Source organism: Muriicola marianensis (genome assembly GCF_014638095.1).
Classification (GTDB): domain Bacteria; phylum Bacteroidota; class Bacteroidia; order Flavobacteriales; family Flavobacteriaceae; genus Muriicola; species Muriicola marianensis.
Genome location: NZ_BMFH01000001.1, coordinates 131,054 through 155,801 on the forward strand (window position 1 = coordinate 131,054; position 24,748 = coordinate 155,801).

A 24,748-nucleotide genomic window follows, 5' to 3' on the forward strand; every position below is an offset into this window, starting at 1 on the left:
AGGTGATTAGTAATGAAAGAACTCGTTTTCCATCTGGGTGCCAATATCGGCCAAATTCTTCAACATCCCGTCAATAAATTGCTGGATATTTCCCTCGATCTCCTCAATGTACTTGTACTGGTACTCTGATCGGACCCTCCCGACCAGGAAGGCAGTGGAATCCTTGTTGTAACGGAAGGAATTGTCGAGCACGCGGATGTGATTGTAGATCTGGTTGAGACAATTCATCAGCGACCTGGGGCAGTTGGGGTTGAGGATCAGGAATTCCAGAGTGGTGAGGCTCGTAGGCGTTTTTTTGTAATGCCTGCGGTTCATATCGTAAGACTCCAGGCATTTGAGAAGGGTGGTCCATTCAAAACTCTTTGAGAAGGTATCCCCGTAGCTCCCCCTGGCTTCTTTCGCGTCCTGGTATTTGGCATTGATCATTCTGATCAGCTGATTGGCACGTTCCAGATTCACTCCCAGCAGGATGATGGCATAGACCTCGTCGTGCAGCAGGGTACTCCTGATCCTGCCCCTGAGGATGGATGACATTTCGATGATATTGACTGAAAAATCATAGAGCCCTTTCTTCTTATAATGGTCTGCAGGGTATTTCAGGACGAAATGGTAGAACTTATTGATGGATTCATAGAGTTCCGTGGAGATCAGGTCGCGTGCGCTGTTGGCATTTTCACGCGTATACCTCACATTGCTGATGATAGAAAAGGGATTAGATGGGTCAAGGGCAAGTCTGTGGAGCACCTCTTCCTCATTGAGTTCTTCCCCTTCATCCGGCACCGCCTCGCCCGCCATCCTGAGCATGGACCTGAGGACGAACTGCCTCGATCTCGAGATTTCATGCGGGGCATCGAGGGAGGAGAAATAATTCACGTGCATATATCTCGCGATGTGCTCGGAACGCTCAATATAACGTCCCATCCAAAAGAGATTGTTGGCTACTCTTGCTAGCATATGGTCAATGTTTTAAAACCCAGGTGTCTTTGGATCCCCCGCCCTGGGAAGAATTTACCACGAGATTCCCCCTTCTCAACGCCACTCGGGTGAGTCCGCCTTTGAGTACGAATTCCCTATCCTTGCCGAGGATCGTAAAGGTCCTGAGGTCTACGTGTCTTTGTTCAAAAGAGTTAGTCTCGTCTATATATGTAGGGTGCACGGAAAGTGACATAATGGGTTGTGCGACATATTTGCGGGGATTTTCCGCAATCTGTTTCTTGACCTTCTCGATTTCCTCCTTAGTGAGTTTATTTCCGATAGAGATCCCATAACCACCTGCTTCATCTACCGGCTTTACCACCAGTTCGGGGATGTGTTCCAGTACGTAGGCCAATTCTTCCTTACGGCTGCAATGGTAGGTATGCACATTATTCAGGATAGGTTCCTCGTCCAAATAGTATTTGATGATCTCGGGCATGTACGTGTAAACAGCTTTATCATCGGCCACTCCCGTACCCGGGGCATTGGCCAGGGTGACATTTCCTTTCTTATAAGCAGAAAAGAGACCGGGGACGCCCAGGGCTGAATCCGAACGGAACTCAAGGGGGTCCATAAACTGATCGTCTATCCTTCTATATATGATGTCTACCTTTTCTGGCCCCTTTATGGTGCGCATGTACACAAAGTCATTCTCTACATAAAGATCCCTGCCTTCCACCAGTTCTACCCCCATGGTCTTGGCCAGATAGGAATGCTCGTAGAAGGCCGAATTATACATTCCAGGCGTGATCACCACGGTATTCGGGCTGTCCACTCCTTTAGGTTTCACCGTTTCGAGCAATTCCAGCAGATTTTCCGCATAATTGGTCACCGTGTAGGCCTGGTAATGGTTGAATACGCCGAACAAGGCTCTTTTTAGGGCGGTTCGGTTGCTGATCACATAACTCACCCCGGACGGGCATCGAATATTGTCCTCCAATACATAATACTTACCGTCATTGTGTTTGATGATGTCTGTTCCGGAAATATGGTTATAGATCCCGCCCGGAGGGTCGACATCCATCATCTGATGCAGGTAATTCTCCGAAGAACTGACCAGTTCGAGGGGCACCACTCCCTGTTTCAGGATCTTTTTATCGTGGTAGATATCCCAGAGGAACAAGTTCAGGGCCCTGCTGCGTTGTATGGCCCCTTTTTCGATCACCTCCCATTCTGCAGGATCGATGATCCTGGGAAACAGATCGAACGGAAAGATCTTTTCCTGTGAATCCTTATCCCCGTACACCTGGAAAGTGATTCCCTGGTTAAAGAAGGACGACTTGGCCTTTTCGTTCAGTCGCATATAATCCTCTATGGAATGTGACCCATAGAGATCGAAGAGGGTTTTGTAGATATTTTTTACCTCGCCTTTTTCGTCATAGAGTTCGTCGAAGAGTGCGGGATCCCTTTGATAAGATGAGAAAATTGTATGGTCCTTGGCAGCCATAGCACTTGTGCTTAATGAGAGGGAAATATAACGGAAATTAGGAGAAATAGAAACCCCAAATCAACAATTATAACAGGGTAATTTTGCATTTTTCACAATGGAAGAAATGGGTTTTTAAATCTTAGGGGCGAATTTTTTGAGCGATGAACGCGTTTCCTCCTATTTGTTTTTAAATTTAGCGCTCAAACGTTGAAGATGAAAAAAACACTTTGCCTGCTGGCCGGACTTGCCTGCGTTGCCGGTTTCGGCCAGATCACCGAGAAACTCAAGGAATTTAAAAAATACGAAGGATTCTTTCCATTTTACTACGACGGTTCTTCAGATAAGATCTACCTCGAAGTAAAAGACCTCAATAAAGAGTTTCTATATGTGTATTCCCTCAGCAGTGGGATTGGAAGCAATGATATAGGCTTAGACAGGGGACAGCTTGGTAATGAGCAAGTTGTATTCTTTAAAAAGGCCGGAAACAAATTGCTGCTGATCCAGCCCAATCTGCAGTACAGGGCGTTGACGGACAATGCCCTGGAAAAGAAATCAGTAGAACAGGCCTTTGCCAAATCCATTCTCTTTGGATTTAAGATCGAAGGGGAAACCAATGGCACGTATTATATCGACCTTACCGATTTTCTGATGCAGGACGCCCATGGGGTAAGTGAACGCCTGAAAAGTCGCGGACAGGGGAGCTATAGCCTTGATAAAAGCAAAAGTGCCTTCGATCTTGATCGCACCAAGGCTTTTCCAAAGAATATTGAGTTCGACCTGATGCTCACTTTTAAGGGGCAGCCCACCGGAAATTATATCAGATCGGTTACCCCTAATCCGGAGCTGGTCACGGTTTCACAACATCACTCCTTTATCGAGCTTCCCGATTCGGGTTATAATATGCGTGAATTCGACCCCAGGTCGGGTTCCTACCCTTTTAGCTATTACGATTATTCTACCCCGGTACAGGAGTCATTGGTCAAGCGCTTTATCACCAGGCACAGGCTCGAAAAGAAAGATCCTGACGCCCCTGTCAGCGAAGCCGTTGAGCCCATTATCTACTACCTCGACAACGGTACCCCTGAACCCGTCAGAAGTGCCTTGCTCGAAGGGGGAAGATGGTGGAACCAGGCTTTTGAGGCCATAGGATTCAAGGATGCTTTCCAGCTTAAAATGCTACCGGACGATGCTGATCCCCTTGACGTCCGATACAATGTCATCCAATGGGTGCACAGATCGACGCGGGGCTGGAGCTATGGCAGCAGCATTACGGACCCCAGGACTGGGGAGATCATCAAAGGGCACGTAAGCCTGGGAAGCCTTCGAATTCGCCAGGATTTCCTAATCGCGCAAGCCCTGAGAGACAGACCCTTCGCGCAGAGGGACGACAACGAACAGGCAATGCTCGACCTGGCATTGGCACGGATCCGCCAGTTATCAGCCCATGAAATAGGCCACACTCTGGGCTTTGCCCATAATTTTGCGGCCAGTACGAATAACCGGGCTTCGGTCATGGATTATCCTCATCCCTATATCCGCCTCGAAAATGGGGAGATCGACTTTTCCCAGGCGTATGACACGGGGATCGGGGAATGGGATAAGGTAACCGTTGCCTACTCCTATACCCATTTTCCTGAGGGCGTCTCCGAAAAGGAGGGATTGAAGGCTATATTGGAAAAATCTCATCAAGAGGGGCTCAGGTATATTTCAGACCAGGATTCACGCCCCATGGGCAGTGCCCATGTACTGGGGCATCTGTGGGATAACGGAAAGGACGCCGGTGAGGAGCTGGATCGATTGCTGGCCATCCGCTCACAGGCCATCGAGAATTTTTCCATTGACAACATCAGAACGGGTGAGCCCAATACCGTTCTGGAGGACGTTTTCGTTCCCCTGTATTTTTTCCATCGCTACCAAACGGAAGCGGCTGCCAAGGTAGTGGGCGGACTCGATTATAACTACGCTGTGAAGGGGGATGGACAGGTGGTCGTAAGTACGGTTCCTGTGGCTCAGCAAAAAAAGGCAATGAACAGCATCCTCCAAACACTGGACGCTTCCGTGATCAGTATCCCCCCTTCAAAATTATCCCTATTTCCACCGCGTGCCATTGGATATGGCGGTACGCGGGAATCCTTTAACGGTAAGACGGGGGTTTCATTCGATGCTCTTTCGGCGGCGGAGACAACGGCCGATATGACCCTTTCACTCCTTCTTCACCCGGAAAGGGCGTCTCGTCTTATCCAACAGAAAAGTGTGGATGAGAAGCAATTGGGATTGAAAGAATTGCTGGATCAGCTTATTAACAACACACTCAAAAGATCTTATAAAGATGCCTACCTGTCTGAGGTGCAGCGAACCGTGAATTACCGTGTCCTTATGCACCTGATGAACCTCGCCGCTCACAAAGAGGTCCACCCACAGGTCAATGCCCTTTCGGGTGCGGCATTGAATCAACTCAGGTCGTGGCTCGTCACTTCGGGCGACCCCGACATGCGGGAAATGGTCAGGCGTATTGACGCATTTAATGAGGAGAGGGATGATTTTCAAGTGATTTCATCCCCAAAGATCCCTGATGGTTCACCCATAGGGATGTCCTGTACCCAATTTTAGACCGGAGGATATGGAGATCAATCTTATTAGTGACACGGTAACAAAGCCCACACCTGGCATGTTGAAGGCTATGATGTCTGCTGAGGTGGGGGATGATGTCTTCAAGGAAGATCCGTCGGTCAACGCACTGGAAGAAAAGGTAGCAGCTTTATTCGGCATGGATTCGGCCCTTTTCTTTCCCAGTGGTACCATGGCCAACCAAACTGCGATCAAGATACACACCAACCCGGGAGACCAGCTAATTTGCGATAAATACGCCCATGTTTACAATTACGAAGGGGGAGGGGTGAGTTTTAACAGCGGGGTATCCTGCAAACTGGTTGATGGACACAGAGGCATGATGAAAGCCTCTCAGGTGGAAGAAGCCATCAATCCACCGGATTTCTATCACAGTCCGCTTACCTCCCTGGTCTGCATCGAGAACACCACCAACAAAGGAGGTGGGGCCTGCTGGGATTTTGAGGAACTAAAGGAGATCCGTGAGATCTGTGACCGGCATCAACTGGGATACCACCTGGATGGGGCCCGACTTTGGAATGCCCTAGTCGCCAAAGGGGAGACAGCTAAAGCCTATGGACAGCTTTTCGACACCGTCAGTGTCTGTCTCAGCAAGGGCCTGGGATGTCCCGTAGGTTCCGTTCTGGTAGGAAAGAAAGCATTCATGGATAAAGCCCTTAGGGTCCGTAAAGTACTGGGCGGAGGGATGAGACAGGCAGGTTACCTCGCTGCAGCGGGGATCTACGCTCTGGATCACCACCTGAACCGTTTGGAGGAGGATCATATCAAAGCAAGGGAATTAGGAGATCAGTTGCAGAAACTGCCATATGTAAAACAGGTGGAACCCATTGAAACCAATATTATCATCTTTCAGGTAGATGAGGCCCGATGCAGCAGTGATAAATTCCACAACGCGCTTACTGAGAAACAGATAAGGATCATTGGGATGGGGCAGGGGAAATTACGTATGGTAACCCATATGGACTACACGGATGAGATGCACCGTCATACCCTTAAGACGCTTGAAACCCTAAACGATCTCTGATGAATCGAGGGAGGTAATCCGGTTTCTCAGATTCGTAATGCCATTCTCCATCCCGGCCTCAGATGAATAAGGTTTACTCATGCCTATCACCGCACCATTCTGATTCTTTAATGTGAAGTGAAACTTCCCGTTATGACTGGTCTGTCTCTCAAATACGGTTGTTTTTGAGACCAGTGGGCGTAGTTGTTTTACGGTATCGTCTAGATCTTTCCGGGAAGCAAAAGGGACGCTGTGCAGAAGGGAATTCCCGCTTTTCGCAGTGACCACAAAACTGTATTGGTCGTCTTTATCCTTTTTTATCCGAATCACATCCAGGTCTTTACTTCGATTATTTAAACAGGGAATCCATGCCTGGAATATTGGGCATACCTTCCTTGGCAACGGCAGAGAGTTCAGCTTCCTGTACACCCGTTGCTTTCGTGATCGCTTTGTTAAGGGTGACCACGAGCAGGTCTTCCAATTGCTCTTTATCCTCAAGAAGGTGATCGGCAAGGGTTATACTCCTGATCTCTCTGTTTGCGGTGAGAGTTACCTCAACGTCACCATCTGCAGAACTTTCATCCAGCAGAACGGTATCCAGGCGCTTTTTTGTGGCTTCTACCTTGGCGCGGGTCTCTTTGAGCTTGCCCATCATTCCCATAAAATCTCCGAACATAGTTTCGTGTTTAGACTTACAAATTTACTAATTTGCCCGGATTTTATTGAGCAGCTATGTATTTGTCAAAAAAAACCTCCGTTCTCTTAATTCCCCTTATTTTTGCCTTTTCTTGTCAGAATCAGAAGGAAAAAATGGCCAATATCTCTCCACCTGTTGCGAAAAAAGTACCTATAAACCTCGAGATACATGGAGATACCCGGGTTGATGATTACTATTGGATGAATGACCGGGAGGATCCGGAGGTGATCCGGTTCCTGGAAGAGGAAAACGAATATTACCGGGCAATGACGTCCCATACATTGGCCCTTCAGGATACACTCTTCAGAGAAATGCGCTCCAGGATCAAGGAAGACGACACCTCTGTACCTTATAAGCGCAATGGGTACTGGTATATTACTCGTTATGAGACCGGAAAGGAATACCCGGTATATGCGAGGAAAAAGGAAAGCCTGGAAAGGGAAGAAGAGGTTATCTTCAACGTCAATGAACTTGCAGAGGGGCATGAATACTTCAGACTCACGGGCATTTCGGTAAGTCCGGATAACAAACTGGCCGCCTTTGGAACGGATACCGTTTCCCGCAGACAGTACTTTATCAGGATCAAGAACCTGGAGACGGGAGAGCTGTATCCTGACAAGATCGATAATACTACCGGTGGTTCTGTTTGGGCGAAGGATAACAAAACCCTTTTCTACACAAAAAAGGATCCCGTCACACTCCGTTCCGATAAGATCTACAAGCACGTACTGGGCACACCTGCAGAAGAGGATGAACTGGTCTATCACGAGGAGGACGAGACCTTCAACACCTACGTCTACAAGTCGAAGTCCCAGGATTACATCATCATCGGGTCGAACAGTACCCTGACCTCGGAATATCGTATCCTGAGCGCAGATGATCCTCAGGGGACATTCAAGGTGTTTTCTCCCAGAACGAGGGGGCTCGAATATTCTATTTATCATTTTGGCTCCGATTTTTACGTCCTTACAAACAAGGACGGGGCGACTAATTTCAAGTTGATGAAGACCTCAAGGGAGTCAACGGCTTCTGAGAACTGGGAGGAGTATCTGCCTCACAGGGAGGATGTACTTCTCGAGGATATCGAAATCTTCAAGGATTACCTTGTCGTATCGGAGCGAGACAACGGCCTTAACAAGATCAAAGTAACCCGTTGGGATGGTAGTGATTCCTACTATTTGCCATTTGATAATGAGACCTATGTGGCTTATCCCTACATCAACCTGGATTATGACACCCAATTGCTGAGGTATATCTACATGTCGATGACCACGCCTTATTCCATCATCGACTTCGATATGTCTTCGAAAGAAGCGACCCTTTTAAAACAGGAGGAGGTACTAGGAGGTAAATTCAGGGAGGAGAATTACCGCTCTGAGAGAATTTGGGCCACTGCCAGGGACGGAGCCAGGGTACCTGTTTCCCTGGTTTATCACAAGGATACGCCTCTGGATGGCAGTTCTCCTTTGCTTCAATATGCATACGGCTCTTATGGCAGTACAATAGACCCGTCTTTTTCCAGTGTGAGGCTGAGCTTGCTCGACCGCGGATTTATCTATGCCATTGCCCATGTCAGGGGAGGAGAATACCTCGGCAGACCATGGTATGAGGATGGTAAGTTGCTCAACAAGAAAAATACCTTCACAGATTTTATCGATTGTTCCAAGTTTCTGATCGAGAAAAAATATACAAGTGAAGAACACCTCTACGCCTGGGGCGGCTCTGCAGGAGGCTTACTCATGGGTGTTATTGTAAATATGGCCCCCGAACTCTATCACGGTGTGATCGCAGCGGTTCCATTTGTGGATGTAGTGACCACCATGCTGGACGATTCTATCCCACTGACCACAGGGGAATACGATGAATGGGGTAATCCCAATGATCCGGTGTATTACGAGTATATGCTGTCGTATTCACCCTATGACAACGTTGCAGCCCAGGCATATCCAAATATGTATGTTTCCACCGGACTGCATGATTCCCAGGTGCAATACTGGGAACCGGCCAAATGGGTGGCCAAGCTCAGGGAGTATAAGACGGATGACAACCTCCTTTTTCTCGATACAAATATGGATGCCGGACACGGAGGTGCCTCAGGCAGGTTTGAAGCCCTGAAGGAGACTGCCAAGGAATACGCTTTCCTGTTAGATTTAGAGGGAAAAACTCAATAATCAAAAAAAAGTGTTAATTTTGCCCATGGGTTTTCGGCCTGGCCGGAGGCTCATGAACCTATCCTATGGAAAAAAAGATTAAAGCCTGCCAATCAATCCTCGATCTTATTGGTAATACACCTCTGGTGAAACTCAACCAGATCACCCAGGATCTCAAGGGGGAATTCTACGCTAAAATGGAATCTTTCAATCCCGGCCATTCAGCCAAGGATCGTATTGCTGCCTTTATTATCGAAGAAGCAGAACGCAAAGGGATCTTAAAGGAAGGCAGCACTATTATTGAGACTACTTCAGGTAACACCGGCTTTAGCCTCGCCATGGTGGCCATAGTTAAGGGCTATAAGTGTATTTTGGCCGTGAGTTCCAAATCGTCCCAGGATAAAATAGACATGCTGCGTTGCATGGGGGCACAGGTATATGTTTGTCCAGCCCACGTAAGTGCAGATGATCCAAGATCCTATTATGAGGTAGCCAAGAGACTTCACGAGGAGACAGAGGATTCGATTTACATCAACCAGTATTTCAATGAGTTGAATACAGAAGCTCATTACCGCACTACCGGGCCTGAGATATGGGAGCAGACCAATGGTCAGATCACCCATTTGGTAGCTTGTAGCGGTACAGGAGGGACTATTTCCGGTACTGCGCGCTTCCTCAAGGAGATGAATCCTGAAATACGGGTGATTGGTGTCGATGCCTACGGTTCTGTCCTGAAAAAATATCACGAAACGGGCAAGATAGACAAGAACGAGATCTACCCGTACAGGATAGAAGGACTTGGGAAGAATTTGATTCCGGAAGCCACGGATTTTGACATGATTGATTATTTTATCAAGGTAACAGACCGTGAAAGTGCCCATACAGCAAGGGAGATCGCTAAGAAAGAGGGAATCTTTGCTGGCTATACCTCAGGGGCTGTCATGCAGGCGGTCAAACAACTGCATGAGCAAGGTGAATTTACCGAAAGCAGCAGGGTAGTGATCATCTTTCCTGACCACGGATCCAGGTATATGAGCAAGGTCTACAGTGACAAATGGATGGAAGCTCAGGGCTTCATGGATGCTGTAGAAGAAAGCGCTCAGAAAAAGGTAGAAATCATAAGATAAAAGCCTTTCAAAAAAAAATTCAGAAGGCAGTGGAAGATCAATTCACTGCCTTTTTTCATTCATAAATAAATTTATGATTCGTGGTATAAAATCCATAGTTTTGCACAAATCAAAACGGGTTAAATGAAAGATTTATTTGACAGGATTATTGAGAATAAAGGTCCTCTAGGGAGATGGGCCTCCCAGGCCGAAGGCTATTTCGTTTTTCCAAAACTAGAAGGTCCGATCTCCAACAGGATGAAGTTCCAGGGCAAGGAAGTGATTACCTGGAGTATAAATGACTACCTGGGGCTTGCCAATCTTCCTGAGATCAAAAAAGTAGACGGTGAGGCAGCTCTTGAATACGGAGCCGCCTATCCGATGGGTGCCAGAATGATGAGTGGGCATACCGTACATCACGAACAACTCGAAAAAGAACTCGCTTCTTTTGTACATAAGGAGGCGGCTTATCTCCTCAACTTTGGTTACCAGGGGATCATGTCGGCCATAGATGCGCTTGTATCCAAGGATGATATCATAGTCTATGACGTCGATTCCCATGCCTGTATCATCGACGGGGTAAGGCTTCATATGGGAAAGCGTTTTACCTTTAAGCACAACGATATTGAAAGCCTGGAAAAGAACCTGGAGCGCGCCACTAAAATGGCCGAGCAGACCGGAGGAGGTATCCTGGTGATCTCAGAAGGGGTCTTTGGTATGCGGGGAGAACAGGGCAAGCTCAAAGAGATCGCTACCCTTAAGAAAAAATTTAAGTTCAGGCTGCTGGTGGATGATGCCCACGGATTCGGTACCCTTGGCAAGACCGGAGCCGGAGCAGGGGAGGAGCAGGGCGTACAGGACGATATCGACGTCTATTTCGCCACCTTCGCCAAATCTCTTGCAGGTATAGGCGCATTCCTGGCCGCTGATAAGGAAATCATAGACTACCTCAAATACAATCTCAGGTCACAGATGTTCGCCAAATCCCTCCCGATGATCTACGTCAAAGGAGCACTGAAAAGGCTGGAAATGCTCAGGACCATGCCGGAACTCAAGGCTAAACTGTGGGAGAACGTCACGGCTCTGCAGGAAGGTCTCAAGGAGCGCGGTTTTGACATAGGGACCACCTCCAGTTGTGTCACTCCTGTGTATCTGAACGGTAGTATCCCCGAAGCTATGGCCCTGGTGAAAGACTTGCGCGAGAACTACGGAATCTTCTGTTCTATTGTAGTGTATCCCGTTATACCCAAGGGGTTGATCCTGCTCAGGATGATACCTACCGCTACCCACACCATGGAGGATATATCCATAACTCTGGACGCTTTCTCATCAATACGGGAAAGACTGGAAAACGGAACGTATAAAAGGTTGTCTGCTGCTGTCGCAGCGGCCATGGGAGAATAAGCGTATCCCTGTTTAAGTAATTGAAAATCAGAGGGCCTTTTTATAGGTCCTCCTTTTTTTATAGACCTCCGGGTTGAAGTGTTTCCACAGCTGCTTGATCGGGATATTGTCTTCGAGCTCAGGGGTACGGTAACACATCTCTACCCCTTTCTCCTCAAAAGTGTCGTGATACTCGTTGAAAATGATGGAGGTAACCCCTTTGTTCTGGTATTCCGGCAGGATACCGATAAGGTAAAAGATCGCATCCTTGCTATTTTTCCTGGCCTTGAGAAGATGGTACCAGCCAAAAGGGAACAGTTTTCCCCTGGCTTTCTGAAGGGCTTCTGAGAAAGAGGGCATCACAATGGCAAAAGCGACGATCTGATCTGAGCTGTCCACGATAAATTTGATGTATTCCGGGTTGATAAAACCGATATACTTCTTTTTGAAATACGCCTTTTGCACCGGGGTGACAGGGACAAATGACGAGAGCCTTGCGTAGGTGTCATTGAACAGGTCGAACATCTTATCCACCCAGGGTAAGATTTCGCTGGTCTTTTTAAAATTCATTTCCCTCAGCCCATATCTCTTCTTAATCAGTTGATGTACCCGCTTAAAGAGGGCAGGATCCACATTGCTTCTGGGGAATTTGCTTTCGTCGTATCCCTTTTCTTTTACAAATCCGAGTCTTTCGTAATGCGACTGGTAATAGGGGTGATTGTACCAGGTGACCATGGTTCCGATATGGTCGAATCCCTCGACCAGGACGCCTACCTTGTCCAGATTTGAAAATCCTACAGGGCCTTCCATGTATTCCAGGTTGTGGGCTTTTCCCAGTTCTGCCACCTTGTCCAGAAGAGCTTCCGAAACCTCCGGGTCATCGATAAAATCGAACCAGCCAAACCGCATCTTCCGAATCTTTTGCTCATTCACCTCGATCCAGTTGATCATGGCAACTACTCGGCCTGCGATCTTTCCGTTTTTATAAGCCAGGAAGAACCATGCTTCGGCGTGTTCAAAGACCGGGTTCTTCTTTCGGTCGAAGGTCTCCATCTCATCACGGATCAAAGGGGGAACCCAATAAGGGGAATCCTTGTACAGGGAAAAAGGGAAGGTGACAAATTTCTTGAGATCAGACTTGCTGACCACCTCTTTGACAAGTATCATAGAACCCGAATTGTATGACCAATAATATGAATTATTGGGCACAGAATAAAGCTCAGCACATGATTAATTAAAGGAATTTCTGTATTCGGGAATATAGAGAGAAGATCAGTTCTTCTTCCTCTTTTTGGCCTTGCGCTGCAATTTTCTCATCTTCTTTTCCGAGATACCGGGGAGCTTGGTGTCTGAATCGTCCTTAAAAGCGTTTCTTTTGATAAAATCCCCATTCTGCCCTGCTTTCTGGTCGTCGATGGAGATCACCTGATCCTGGTGGAAGTCCAGGCGGTATGAAAACCCCAGAGACCCAAACATTCTGCTCGGAGTACTCTTAATACTCGCACCTATGTTGAAATCGGCCTGAAAGGACTTGCTGAACAAATGGGCGATACCAGTTCGCAAGAGAATGTCGGAATACCGGTCGCTTTTGATCCCCTGGTTTTCCACAAAAACACTCCATTTAGGATTCTTGAAGGCGTGAGAAATGGAAACGAGGTATTCCATCTCTGGAAAATCCGTGCCAATGCGGTCATAGATCAGGTTGGAGATCAGAACCAACCGAGGCCCCAGACTGCTCTGTGTGGCTACCATAGCCCTTGGGGCCACGATGGGATCTTCAGGATAAAAAGGATTATCCCCCAGGTTAAAGGTCGCCCCTGCATATACGGAGACAGCAGGAACCAGATCGCGCAGCTGGAATTTGTTGTTGGCCCTCCAGCTGTACAAATTGGGCTTGGTTCTGTCCGGATTTTTAAAGGGATCGTACAGGAGGTACTTGATTCCCAATCGGTTCCTGGAAAAATCGCTTCTCTTTTCGTTCAGATCAAAAGCTGTGAAGGTGATGTCCTGTTGAATATAAGTACCCTCGTAAATGACCTCCAGCTGTTCCTTGAAAAAACCGTATCTCAGTGCGAGATCAGCTCCCATGATGGTAGATTCCCAGGAAAGGTCCGTGTGATCCCGCTGTTCGTATAGCAGACCGGTCTCTATCTGGACAACTCCTGTCCCCACAGCATAGGCGCTAACCGATAGGCCGGGTCGATTAGAATTGATCACTTCTGTGTATTGCGAAAAGCCAAAAAAAGGCAGGGCAAAACAAAGGATTATCAGAAATGGCAGTACGCGGCTGGTTCTTGAGGCTGCATCCATCTGGTGCTATTTTATCAAAGTTTTATGACATTTGTACTGCTAATACAACGCTGGAATTGTACTTTTGATATAATTACAAAATAAATTATGGGTTTTTTAAAGACACTGCTGATCATTATCGGAGTGTATTTCCTGTTGAGGCTCATCGGCAGAATTCTGGCTCCCAGGCTCTTCCGTTATGCGGTGAAAAAGACAGGAGATAGGTTCCAGAAGGCCTATGAGCAAGCCAGGGAAAATGGGGAGACGAGGTTTTCAGGACGTGATGGTGAGATCAGAGGCCCGGCTAAAAAAAAGAAACCAGCATCCTCAGAAAAGATAGGGGAGTATATAGACTTTGAGGAAATAGAATAAACCAGCACTTCATTCTCTATGAGGGGAATCTCCAAAGCTTTCTTCACCCATTTCTTCACCATCACTTTCTTCGTGGTTGTCGCTCTGGCCTACTTCCACCCCGTTTTGCAGGGGAAGGTCATCCTCCAGTCCGATATCATCCAGTACACAGGGATGGCTAAGGAACAGAATGATTTCAGGGAGGAATACGATAAGGAACCCTACTGGACCAATGCTGCCTTCGGAGGTATGCCCACATACCAGCTCGGAGCCAATTATCCCCATAACTACGTAAAGAAATTAGACAGGATCCTCAGGTTCCTTCCCAGGCCGGCAGATTACCTGTTTTTGTACTTCCTTGGCTTCTACATTCTGCTGTGCTGTATGAAGATAGACTATCGCCTTGCCGTTCTGGGGGCTCTGGCCTTTGGTTTTTCTACCTACCTGATCATCATTCTGGGGGTTGGGCACAACGCCAAAGCCCATGCAATTGCCTATTTACCCATGATCCTGGGTGGTATTCTGCTCACCTTCAGGGGGAAATACTTCTGGGGGTTTGCGCTCACCGCACTGGCCATGGCACTGGAGATCAACGCCAACCACTACCAGATGACCTATTATTTCATGCTTTTGGTACTCGTCCTGGGCCTGGTCATGTTAATTGACGCCATCAGGAAGAGAACGCTACTCAGCTTCCTGAAATCGGCTGGGGTCCTATTTCTGGCCGTTGCCCTTGGGGTGACCACTAATGCGACATCTCTCCTGGCGACCAAGGAGTATGCCGACTGGAGTACGAGAGGGGTCTCAGAACTTACTGTAAATCCCGACGGATCACCCAAGGAAGCGAGCACAGGACTCAGCCGGGATTATATCACAGAATACAGCTACGGCCTGGCAGAATCGCTCAACCTGTTCGTCCCCAGACTATTTGGAGGATCTAACAATGAGGATCTCGGGACAAAGTCCAAGGCCTATGCCTATCTCACAGAACAGGGGGTTCCCAGAACACAGGCGCTGGAGTTTGCCAGCGGACTTCCGCTTTACTGGGGTTCCCAGCCCATAGTAGCCGGCCCGGCCTACGTAGGGGCAGTGTTGGTCTTTCTTTTTATCCTGTCTCTTTTCCTGGTAAAAGGCAGGGTAAAATGGTGGTTACTCGGGGGGGTACTTCTTTCATTGATGTTATCCTGGGGTAAGAATTTTGGGCTGCTGACAGATCTTATGATCGATTATTTCCCGCTTTACAGCAAGTTCAGGGCGGTTTCATCCATACAGGTTATCCTCGAATTATGCGTCCCTATACTCGGGATCCTGGGGCTTTCTGCCCTGATGGGGAATAACAGGAGCGATTCCGAAAAGCTCAGGGCCCTGAAGATTTCCTTTATTATTGCGGCCGGACTGGGGGTCGTCATTTTCCTGATCAAGGGGATGTTCGATTTCAACGGGCTCAATGACGCATTGTACCAGCGTTATTTTGGCGATGAAGTGCTGGCCATGATCAAGAGAGACAGGGAAGCCGTTTACATTAATGACACTCTCAGGTCACTGGTTTACGTGCTCCTGGCCGCAACCGTCCTGTGGTTATATCTCAAAGGCAAATTGAAAAAGAATTTGTCCCTCCTGCTTCTCGGTGGACTCATTTGTTTTGATCTGGTGGGGGTGGCCCTTCGCTATGTGGATTCAGCCGACTTTGTCAGCAAGCGTGCTATGAATCAGCCATTTCAGCTGAGTATGGCAGACAGGCAGATCCAAAACGATACGTCCGTATATCGGGTCTATGATACGGGAGAAGGACTCAACGGAGCCAGGACTTCCTATTTCCACAAATCGATCGGCGGATATCACGCCGCAAAACCGGCCATAATCCAGGACCTGTTCGACTATCATATCTACCAAAACAATAGACAGGTTCTCAACATGCTGAATGTGAAATACGTGATTCAGCAGAACGAGGAAGGCCAGAGGGTTGCCTCGATAAATCCCGAAGCCCTTGGTAATGCCTGGTTTGTGGAATTGTTATTGCCCGTTGAATCAGCAAACGAGGAAATACTGGCGTTGGATAGCCTCGATCTCAGACGGGAGGCGGTTTACGACCGCTCAGACTTCCCGCTGATCAACAGGTTCCGGTTTGAGGTTGATTCCACGGCCTCGGTCGATTTGACATCTTATCGGCCCAACCATCTCACCTATGAGACCCGCAATGATCATTCCGGGGTCCTTGTGTTTTCGGAACTTTACTATCCTCAGGGATGGGTTGCATATATAGATGGCGAAAAAACTCCTCATTTCAGGGTGAATTACGGACTCAGGGCACTGAGGGTGCCGGATGGGCAGCACCGCATCGTCTTCGCATTTGAACCTGAGGTCGTTGACAAAGGCAGTAAAATTACCCTCGCGAGTTCTGTCTTGTTGGGGATGATCGTTCTGGGAGGTGGAATTGTTTCCGTTTACAGGCGTAGGAGAAAGAACCTGCAGGCATGAAAAAAGTGCTCATCGTTACGTATTATTGGCCTCCTGCAGGCGGGCCGGGAGTACAGCGATGGCTAAAATTTGTAAAATACCTTCCCGAGTTCGGCGTACGGCCTGTTCTCTACATCCCTGAAAACCCTCATTACCCAATCCAAGACCACAGCCTTACCGGGGAGATCCCAAGTGGTATTACGATTTACAAAAGACGGATATGGGAACCCTACAATTGGGCCGGATGGCTTTCAAAAAAGAGAACGCAAAAGATCAGTTCCGGGATCGTTCCCAGGGAAAACCCATCGGCCCTGGATAAAATCCTCTTGTGGATCAGAGGAAACCTGTTTGTGCCGGATGCGAGGAAGTTCTGGGTAAAGCCTTCCGTGAACTTTCTAAGGGAGATCCTGGAAAAAGAAGACATAAATACGGTGATCACAACCGGCCCTCCCCACAGCCTGCACCTGATCGGATTGGGCCTTAAGGAAAGTGAAGATATCCGTTGGATCGCAGATTTTCGGGACCCCTGGACGACCATCGGATACCATAAATCTTTAAGGCTAAGCAGGGCTTCTGCAGATAAACACAATGCACTGGAGAAGAAGGTGCTGACCTCTGCAGATGAGATCCTGGTCACGAGTCGGACCACAGCCGAAGAATTCCGGAATATTACCGACAGGCCGGTCACGGTGATTACCAATGGTTATGATACCCCTCCGGACATTCAGGTGGAGCCTGATATATATTTCAGCATATCGCATATCGGTTCACTTTTATCGGAAAGGAATCCGCGCGTCCTCTGGAAGGTCCTGTCAGATCTATGCAAAGAAGACCCCGAATTTCACAAGACCCTGCGCATCAGGCTGACAGGGGTCGTTAGCGATGAAATCGTTCAGGAAATACATAACTTCGGCCTGAAGGAGGTGCTGGAGGTAAATACGTACCTCCCTCATGAAGAGGCCTTAAAAGCACAGAGGAGATCCGGTGTGCTCCTTTTGGTAGAGATCAACTCAGCAGACACCAGGGGGATCATTCCCGGGAAACTCTTCGAATATATGGCGGCCGGGCGACCTGTGCTGGCCATAGGTCCGGAGGACTGGGAAGCGGGAACATTGGTCAAGGAGACGGGATCCGGAAAGGTTTTTACTTACTCCATGGAGAATGAGCTCAGACAAACGATCCAGGAGTGGTTCAGGGATTATAAAAAAGGTGCTCTGGGGTATGTGTCACCCGGGATTGAGCAGTACAGCAGAAAGGCGCTCACTAAAAAGCTATCAGAGCGGATCTTATGGGAATAGTCTTTAAACAGTCGTTCAGCAACCTGGTCATTACCTATATCGGTTTCGCCATAGGGGCTGTGAATACTCTGTTCCTATATGCGCGTTTCCTGAGTGATACCTATTACGGTCTTGTGGGGGTAATCCTGGCCACCTCGGCCATCCTGATGCCGGTCATGGCCCTTGGTGTACCCAACACCCTTATTAAATTCTACTCGGGGTATAAGGACGAGAGGTCGAAAGACGGTTTTCTCTTTCTCATGCTACTCCTGCCCATGGTCCTGATCCTTCCCCTGGGGCTGTTCAGTTATGTAGCCAATGAAGCTATTGGGGCCTTTATCGGGCAGAAGAACGCTATCGTGGAGGACTATGTGTGGCATATCTTCCTCATTGCCATGGCAATGGCCTATTTTGAGGTGTTCTATTCCTGGTCGAGAATTCATATGCGATCCGTTTTTGGGAATTTTATGAAGGAGATCTTTGGCCGGCTCCTGATCTTCCTTCTCCTCTTTGCGGTGTATCTGGATTATATTTCAGTTATCACCTTTATGCACGCCCTGGTGGGTGTTTATCTGGTAAGGACGCTGATCATGAAACTATACGCATTCTCCTTGCGAATGCCGAAGATCAACTTTCAATTCCCTTCCAATCTCTCTTCTCTGATTACCTACAGTCTGCTTATCATCCTGGGAGGATCTACGGCTGTAGTCCTCCTCGAGGTGGATAAGTTTATGATCAACCAGTTTATCGAGATTGAAAAGGTGGCCTACTACACGGTGGCTGTCTTTATAGCCACGGTCATTGCCGTTCCTTCAAGGGCGATGCACCAGATTTCTTATCCTATGACCGCCGCCCTGCTGAACGGGAAGGACGGGGATGGTCTGGCTGTACTCTACCGGAAGAGTTCGCTGACGCTTTTCATAGTATCAGGACTTATTTTTGTTTTGATCATCCTGAACCTGGAAGATCTGTACCTCTTGTTGCCCGAGAATTACAGGGGTGGGTTCTACATAGTGCTCATGATCGGCCTGGCCAGGGTTTTTGATGCCCTGCTGGGGAACAACAATGCCATTCTATACAACTCGGACCATTACCGCGCCATCTTGTGGCTCGGGGTTTTGCTCGCTATTCTGACGATCTTTCTCAATTGGGTACTCATCCCGAAGATTGGGATCACAGGGGCCGCCCTGGCGACCTTTATGGCGGTTTCCGTTTACAACCTTTTGAAATTGGTCTACGTCAAATTAAAGCTGGGTCTCCAACCCTTCAGCAGGGATACTTTTAAGGTGTTTTTGTTACTCGGGGGGGTAGTACTTCTGTTCTTTTATCTTCAATTCCCATTTCACCCCTTGATAAACATCACCCTCAAAAGCCTTCTGATCGCTGCGGTTTACACGGCCGTACTCTACAGGTTCAAGATCTCGGAGGACGTCTATAATTTATTGACACAGTTATTTTCCAGAAAAAGCTGATCAAGAAGGGAGGAGCTTCTATATGAGACATGGAAAAACCCCGCAGGGACGAATCCACTGCGGGGCTAACCAACTAACCAACCTAAAAACTATCTTTATTGTACCCTTCTGCTTCGGGTAGTTGCGGTCCTTGAAGCGGACCTTGCTTTCATATCCTTTCCGGACCTCGAACTGACCGTCTTACGACTTACTGTTGTCCTGCTGTTCCCCTTTGAACGGGAAGCCACAGAGGTACTTTTCCTGACGGTCCTTGAGTCAGAGGGCTTTCGAACTTCCTTTCTCGCAGTCACTGATCTCGATACAGACCTTCCGTCTTTTCGGTAGTCTGCAGATCGGGCCGAACTGCTCTTCATTTTGGAAGGGGCCTTACTTCTGGTGATCCCGGAAGATCTCCCGTCAGTCCTATTGCTAAGCCTGGCCTTTTCACTTCCTCTTGCAAAGCTGGAGGACCTGCTGCCATTTCGTTCGTTCACTCTGGCCTTCTCATTACCTCTCGCATAGCTGGAGGACCTGTTGCCAACTCGTTCGTTCACCCTGGCCTTGTCTGTCCTTCCGGACCTGTATCCATCAGACCTTTTATTGGTCCTGGCGACAGGAGTAGACCGATTAGACCTCATGGCTCTGTCAGAATTTCTGAACTGTCCGTTGTCCCTGATATACCCGTTGTCTCTTCGACCTCGATTCTCGCGGGCTACCACCCTGCGGTCATTTCGGTACAACCTTTCCCTTTCAGGCCTGTAATGATATCGGTAGTCTCTCCCCACCCGGGCGTAAAACCTTCTCGTATTGTTTATGTAAGGCCTGTACCAGGTGTACCTTATAGGGTTATAGAATCTCCTGTAAGGTCTGTTGTACACGAGACAGAATCCAAGAGCAGGTCTGGCAAAGAAATCGTGGAACGGGCTGTACACGTAATACCTGTTATACACGTTCACGAATCCGTTGAACCTGTGGAACATACCGCGGTTGTTATAGTAAACCCGCAGTCCGCCTACTCGTCTGAGCCTGCCGTTGTTGTACCATATGTTGATACCGCCGATCTGGGATACACGGCCGTAAAAATCGTAATAGACAGGTACGTTCTCGATCTGGATCACGGCACCAAAATCGTCGTACTGGACGAATGGACTGTAATCAAATCCCGTGTTAAAGGTGATATTGCTCCTTCTGAAGTTGATGTTCGCTCCAAAATTCACACGGTTGTCAATGTAAAAATCGAACTCACCATCCGGATATACAGAAAAAGTAATTCCGTTTTCTACGAATATGACAGAATTGTTATACCCGAACACGCTGCTGACCATCGTGTTCTTGTCCAGCGTTGTAGCTTCTACTGAGCTGCCCAGTACAAAAGCTCCTAAGATGAGTAAAAGATTTTTCATGACTCTGTAATTTAAATTCTGAATACAACTATTTGCATTCATGTACAGAGTACTCAAACAGCGTGCCAAAAATCAGGCATATGTATCAATAATCTGATATACAATGTTTTATATGAATTATTTTTTCAGAATTTCAGTAATTGGTAGGTCGATGTTTGTTGGATGGTAAAAACTGGAATTTATTCCCTCCTGGGAAACAAGGGATCAGATCTTAGCCCGGAGATAGCCTGAGGTATGTCCCTTGCCTCGGGCTACCACCTCTTCGGGTGTGCCCTCCGCAACTAGATATCCCCCGTTCTCACCTCCTTCAGGCCCCAGGTCGATCAGATAATCGGCGCATTTGATCATATCGAGGTTGTGTTCTATGACCAGGACGGAATGCCCCGCCTGCAACAGCGCCTCAAATGAATTCAGTAGTTTCTTGATATCGTGAAAATGCAGTCCCGTAGTGGGCTCGTCGAATATAAAAAGTGCTTTGTCCCTCGATGCTCCTTTTACCAGGAAGGTAGCCAGTTTGATCCGCTGTGCTTCACCGCCGGAGAGGGTAGAGGAGGACTGACCCAGGGTGACGTATCCCAATCCTACATCCTGCAGGGGCTTGAGCTTGGCTGTGATCTTACTCTGCTTGTGCTCCTTAAAAAATGCCAGGGCATTGTCAATGGTCATATTCAGGACATCATCGATATTCATTCCCTCAAAGCGAACCTCCAGCACGTCTTTCTTGAAGCGCTTGCCATGGCAGGTATCGCATTCCAGGTGGACATCCGCCATGAATTGCATCTCCACGGTGATCTCACCCTCTCCCTTGCATTTTTCGCATCGTCCCCCGTCAACGTTAAAAGAAAAGTGCTTGGCCTGATAGCCCCTGATCTTGCTCAACTTTTGGGAAGCGAAAAGGCTGCGGATATCATCATAGGCCTTGATATACGTCACCGGGTTGGAGCGGGACGACCTGCCTATGGGGTTTTGGTCTACGAATTCGATCCTTTTGATCTCCTTGTATTTGCCTTCGATAGCGCTGTGTTGTCCCGCCTTGTCTCCGTAGCCTCCCAACTCTTTTAATAGGGCCGGATACAGGATCTTTCTTACCAGAGTGCTTTTTCCACTTCCGGATACCCCTGTAACTACCGTTAGCATATTAAGCGGGAAGGTCACGTCCAGATTCTTCAGGTTGTGTTCCCTCGCACCCAGTACCTTGATGAAATTTGGGCTCTTTCTGCGTTTCTCCGGCACCTTGATCTCTTCTGTGCCATTTAAATAGGCCGCCGTCAGGGTATCCGTAGCGAGGATCTCCTCGAAGGTCCCGCTCGCCACCACTTCCCCACCAAAAGTTCCTGCCATTGGCCCAATGTCGATGATGCGGTCTGCTGCCTTCATAATGTCCTCGTCGTGCTCCACAACGATCACGGTGTTGCCGAGATCCCTGAGAGACTTGAGAACGCTTATCAGGTTTTCCGTATCCCTGGGATGAAGGCCTATACTGGGTTCGTCCAGAATATACATGGAGCCCACCAGGCTGCTGCCAAGGGAAGTAGCCAGGTTGATACGCTGACTTTCCCCTCCCGACAGAGTATTCGATTTTCTGTTCAGAGTAAGGTAGCCGAGTCCGACCTTCTGAAGGAATCCGAGTCGGGTATCGATCTCTTTCAGCAACCGGTTGGCAATCTTACGCTCGTGTTCTGTAAGGGAAATGTCTTTGAAAAAAGTAACCAGGGACGTGATGGGACTGTCGACCAGGTCTGAGATGGACTTACCCTGGATCTTGACGTAATCCGCTTCTTTCCTCAGGCGTTTTCCCTTGCAGAGGGAGCAGCGGGTCTTTCCCCTGTATCGCGACAGCATGACGCGATTCTGGATCTTATAGCTCTTTTCCTCTAGCTGCTGGAAGAATTTATGTATGCCGATGAAATGGCTGTTTCCTTCCCAAACCAGGTTCTTTTGGTCCTCTGAAAGCTGGTACCACGGTTTGTGGATAGGGAAATCAAATTTATATGCGGCATTGACCAGCTGATCCCTGTACCAGCTCATGCTTTCTCCCCTCCAGGGGAATACAGCATTCTCATAAACTGAAAGGGAGGTGTTGGGGATCACGAGGTCTTCATCTATGCCAATAACATCCCCATACCCTTCACATTTCGGGCAGGCCCCATAGGGGTTGTTAAAGCTGAACAGATGCACATTGGGTTCCAGGAAGGTCATCCCGTCCAGCTCGAAAGTATTGCTGAAAGTGGTTTGCTTCCCCGTACCTACTTCCTCTATGATACAGGTGCCCTTCCCTTCAAAAAAAGCTGAGTCCACCGCATTGGCAAGACGATTGAAGAAATCTTCGTCCTCTTTTTTTACGATCCTGTCTACCACCAGGTACAATTGATCACCCACCTGCTGATGTAGTTCCTCATCGATCCGATGTACCTCTCCGCCGTATTTCACGCGCGCATACCCCTGAAGAGATAGGAGTTGTAAGGTTTTTTTCTTGTCCCGGTTCTCCGGAATGGTGATGGGCGCCAGCAGCAATAATTTAGTATTCTCCTCAAACCTCTTGACAAAAGACACTACGTCCGTTACCGTGTGCTTTTTAACCTCTTTGCCGGACACAGGGGAATAGGTTCTGCCAATCCTGGCAAAGAGCAATTTGAGGTAGTCGTAGATCTCAGTACTCGTACCAACCGTAGAGCGGGGATTGGTGGCGTTCACCTTCTGTTCGATAGCGATGGCAGGGGCGATTCCCCTGATCTGATCTACCTTGGGCTTGTCGAGCTTCCCCAGAAATTGCCTCGCATAAGAGGAAAGGCTTTCCACGTACCGCCTTTGTCCTTCTGCGTAAAGAGTATCAAATGCCAGGCTCGATTTACCCGATCCGGAAAGTCCTGTGATCACCACCAACTGGTTTCTGGGGATCACCACATCGATGTCCTTCAGGTTGTGGAGCTTGGCTCCTTTGATGATGATATTTGACTTAGGATCTACCTCCGTGAGCGTGTTCATATTCCCGTGGAAAGTTGCAAAGATACGATATGAAAACACCAATAACCAGCCTCAAATTCTATCCAATCCAAAAATGTTAAAAATAATCCCGGACGGTTGTTCACTCATATTTTTTCTATATTTGAAGTAGCAAACGTCAAGAAATACGCCTATTCCACAACATTACTTTTTTGAAATTTAAGAGTTAACGTCGCGTTCTGCGAAGCCCTCGCGACCCCTGAATTGAACCAAAAAAGTAATTGTATGTATACTACGATTGACGATGCCACGCTTATCCGAAGTTATATCAGCGGCGATGAAAAAGCCATAGAGAAACTGATAGAAAAACACAATCAACGACTTAGCAGCTATATCTATTCCAAGGTAAAGGACATGTCCGTTACGGAGGATATTTTCCAGGATACCTTTATCAAGGTGATAAGCACCTTTAAGAGGGGAACCTATAATGAGGAAGGAAAGTTCCTGCCCTGGGTGATGCGCATTGCCCACAACCTGATCATCGATCATTTTCGCCGCAACAAGCGCATGCCCAAATACCAGGGAAACAAGGAATTCAATATTTTTTCGGTCCTGACGGATGATAAACTCAATGCAGAGCGTCAACTGATCAAGGATCAGATAGACCAGGACCTGGAAGTGCTTATAGAGCAGTTGCCCAAGGATCAGCTCGAAGTCCTGCGGATGAGGATCTATCAGAACATGAGCTTTAACGAGATCGCAGAAAATACTGAGGTGAGTATCAACACGGCCCTTGGCCGCATGCGCTACGCTTTGATCAACCTGAGGAAGCTGATTGAAAAGAATCAAATAGTTTTAACGAATTAATCTGTACTAGGTCGAGGAAATCCATCAATCCTGTATCTCTGGCGTTTATTAGATGTAACAAGAGATATTATGGAAAAGATTTACCCCGTACCTGAGTCACAATGCCGACTGATCAAGAGTAGAGCGGAAACTGTAAGATTCCTGCTCGACTACTCCAAGGCCCTTCATATACGCGAATTTAAAGGGATGACCATAGAAAACAGTCTTAATTAAGGAATGTACTTAAGCCGGTGGTCGCGCCGGCACCAATAAATCAACAGCACCTTCTTCGGGAGGTGCTTTTTTATTGCCTTATTCTACAGCCTAATACTCAGTCCAACAGGTCTCTTAAAGGCTTCT

Annotated in this window: 19 protein-coding genes; 11 read left to right on the plus strand and 8 right to left on the minus strand. The window is 47.9% G+C overall.

From position 1 onward, the window contains the following. Positions 1 to 6: 6 nt before the first annotated feature. Positions 7 to 954 (minus strand): alpha-E domain-containing protein, encoded by a 948-nt coding sequence (locus IEV19_RS00660; protein ID WP_188368777.1) that lies wholly within the window; start codon positions 952 to 954, stop codon positions 7 to 9. 4 nt (positions 955 to 958) lie between these two features. After that, positions 959 to 2,422: a circularly permuted type 2 ATP-grasp protein gene (locus IEV19_RS00665; protein WP_188368778.1), complete on the minus strand. Its 1,464-nt coding sequence runs from the start codon at positions 2,420 to 2,422 to the stop codon at positions 959 to 961. 195 nt (positions 2,423 to 2,617) lie between these two features. Between IEV19_RS00665 and IEV19_RS00670 the strand changes: the two genes are divergently transcribed. Both IEV19_RS00670 and IEV19_RS00675 read left to right on the plus strand, forming a co-directional pair. After that, entirely contained in the window at positions 2,618 to 5,014 is a 2,397-nt protein-coding gene (locus IEV19_RS00670; RefSeq protein ID WP_188368779.1) for a zinc-dependent metalloprotease, read from the plus strand. 10 nt (positions 5,015 to 5,024) lie between these two features. Further along, positions 5,025 to 6,056 (plus strand): threonine aldolase family protein, encoded by a 1,032-nt coding sequence (locus tag IEV19_RS00675; protein ID WP_188368780.1) that lies wholly within the window; start codon positions 5,025 to 5,027, stop codon positions 6,054 to 6,056. Here the strand turns inward: IEV19_RS00675 and IEV19_RS00680 are convergent. Together IEV19_RS00680 and IEV19_RS00685 are read right to left on the minus strand one after the other, a co-directional pair. Beyond that, a complete protein-coding gene (locus tag IEV19_RS00680; protein ID WP_188368781.1) occupies positions 6,042 to 6,365 on the minus strand; it encodes a YegP family protein in 324 nt (107 codons plus the stop codon). The genes IEV19_RS00675 and IEV19_RS00680 overlap by 15 nt on opposite strands. A 19-nt stretch (positions 6,366 to 6,384) precedes the next feature. Beyond that, positions 6,385 to 6,711 carry a YbaB/EbfC family nucleoid-associated protein gene (locus IEV19_RS00685; RefSeq protein WP_188368782.1) on the minus strand — a complete coding sequence of 109 codons (327 nt, stop codon included), beginning with the start codon at positions 6,709 to 6,711 and terminating at the stop codon, positions 6,385 to 6,387. Between the two features lie 134 nt (positions 6,712 to 6,845). Here IEV19_RS00685 and IEV19_RS00690 point away from each other — a divergent pair, with 134 nt between their 5' ends. The 3 genes from IEV19_RS00690 to capB all read left to right on the plus strand — a co-directional run bounded on the left by IEV19_RS00690 (position 6,846) and on the right by capB (position 11,392). Continuing rightward, the gene (locus tag IEV19_RS00690) at positions 6,846 to 8,903 is read left to right on the plus strand and encodes a S9 family peptidase (RefSeq protein ID WP_229732438.1); all 2,058 of its coding nucleotides are present in this window, start codon (positions 6,846 to 6,848) and stop codon (positions 8,901 to 8,903) included. 65 nt (positions 8,904 to 8,968) lie between these two features. Next, positions 8,969 to 10,009: a cysteate synthase gene (gene capA / locus IEV19_RS00695; RefSeq protein ID WP_188368784.1), complete on the plus strand. Its 1,041-nt coding sequence runs from the start codon at positions 8,969 to 8,971 to the stop codon at positions 10,007 to 10,009. A 123-nt stretch (positions 10,010 to 10,132) separates the two neighbouring features. Beyond that, a complete protein-coding gene (capB, locus tag IEV19_RS00700) occupies positions 10,133 to 11,392 on the plus strand; it encodes a cysteate-C-fatty acyltransferase (RefSeq protein ID WP_188368785.1) in 1,260 nt (419 codons plus the stop codon). Between the two features lie 27 nt (positions 11,393 to 11,419). On the opposite strand, the gene IEV19_RS00705 is transcribed toward capB, so the two are convergent. Together IEV19_RS00705 and IEV19_RS00710 are read right to left on the minus strand one after the other, a co-directional pair. Beyond that, positions 11,420 to 12,538, minus strand: a complete 1,119-nt coding sequence (locus IEV19_RS00705; RefSeq protein WP_188368786.1) for a GTP cyclohydrolase — start codon at positions 12,536 to 12,538, stop codon at positions 11,420 to 11,422. 105 nt (positions 12,539 to 12,643) lie between these two features. Beyond that, positions 12,644 to 13,681, minus strand: coding sequence for a transporter (locus IEV19_RS00710; protein ID WP_188368787.1), 1,038 nt, complete (start codon positions 13,679 to 13,681; stop codon positions 12,644 to 12,646). 87 nt (positions 13,682 to 13,768) lie between these two features. Between IEV19_RS00710 and IEV19_RS00715 the strand changes: the two genes are divergently transcribed. Genes IEV19_RS00715 through IEV19_RS00730 form a run of 4 tightly spaced genes read left to right on the plus strand, consistent with a single transcriptional unit; the run spans position 13,769 to position 19,217 of the window. Next, entirely contained in the window at positions 13,769 to 14,032 is a 264-nt protein-coding gene (locus tag IEV19_RS00715) for a DUF4834 family protein (protein WP_188368788.1), read from the plus strand. An 18-nt stretch (positions 14,033 to 14,050) separates the two neighbouring features. Continuing rightward, positions 14,051 to 16,489, plus strand: a complete 2,439-nt coding sequence (locus IEV19_RS00720; protein WP_188368789.1) for a YfhO family protein — start codon at positions 14,051 to 14,053, stop codon at positions 16,487 to 16,489. Next, positions 16,486 to 17,766, plus strand: a complete 1,281-nt coding sequence (locus tag IEV19_RS00725; RefSeq protein ID WP_188368790.1) for a glycosyltransferase family 4 protein — start codon at positions 16,486 to 16,488, stop codon at positions 17,764 to 17,766. Before IEV19_RS00720 ends, IEV19_RS00725 begins: the two co-directional genes overlap by 4 nt. Continuing rightward, on the plus strand, positions 17,757 to 19,217 hold the full coding sequence (locus tag IEV19_RS00730; RefSeq protein ID WP_188368791.1) for a lipopolysaccharide biosynthesis protein: 1,461 nt from the start codon (positions 17,757 to 17,759) through the stop codon (positions 19,215 to 19,217). Before IEV19_RS00725 ends, IEV19_RS00730 begins: the two co-directional genes overlap by 10 nt. 95 nt (positions 19,218 to 19,312) lie before the next feature. On the opposite strand, the gene IEV19_RS00735 is transcribed toward IEV19_RS00730, so the two are convergent. Both IEV19_RS00735 and uvrA read right to left on the minus strand, forming a co-directional pair. Further along, the gene (locus tag IEV19_RS00735; protein ID WP_188368792.1) at positions 19,313 to 20,599 is read right to left on the minus strand and encodes a hypothetical protein; all 1,287 of its coding nucleotides are present in this window, start codon (positions 20,597 to 20,599) and stop codon (positions 19,313 to 19,315) included. Positions 20,600 to 20,803: 204 nt separating this feature from the next. After that, complete coding sequence (uvrA, locus tag IEV19_RS00740) at positions 20,804 to 23,584, minus strand: excinuclease ABC subunit UvrA (RefSeq protein ID WP_188368793.1); 2,781 nt, start codon at positions 23,582 to 23,584, stop codon at positions 20,804 to 20,806. A 243-nt stretch (positions 23,585 to 23,827) separates the two neighbouring features. Here uvrA and IEV19_RS00745 point away from each other — a divergent pair, with 243 nt between their 5' ends. Then, positions 23,828 to 24,409: an RNA polymerase sigma factor gene (locus IEV19_RS00745; RefSeq protein ID WP_188368794.1), complete on the plus strand. Its 582-nt coding sequence runs from the start codon at positions 23,828 to 23,830 to the stop codon at positions 24,407 to 24,409. 69 nt (positions 24,410 to 24,478) lie between these two features. Then, on the plus strand, positions 24,479 to 24,622 hold the full coding sequence (locus tag IEV19_RS00750; RefSeq protein ID WP_188368795.1) for a hypothetical protein: 144 nt from the start codon (positions 24,479 to 24,481) through the stop codon (positions 24,620 to 24,622). Positions 24,623 to 24,748 lie beyond the last annotated feature (126 nt).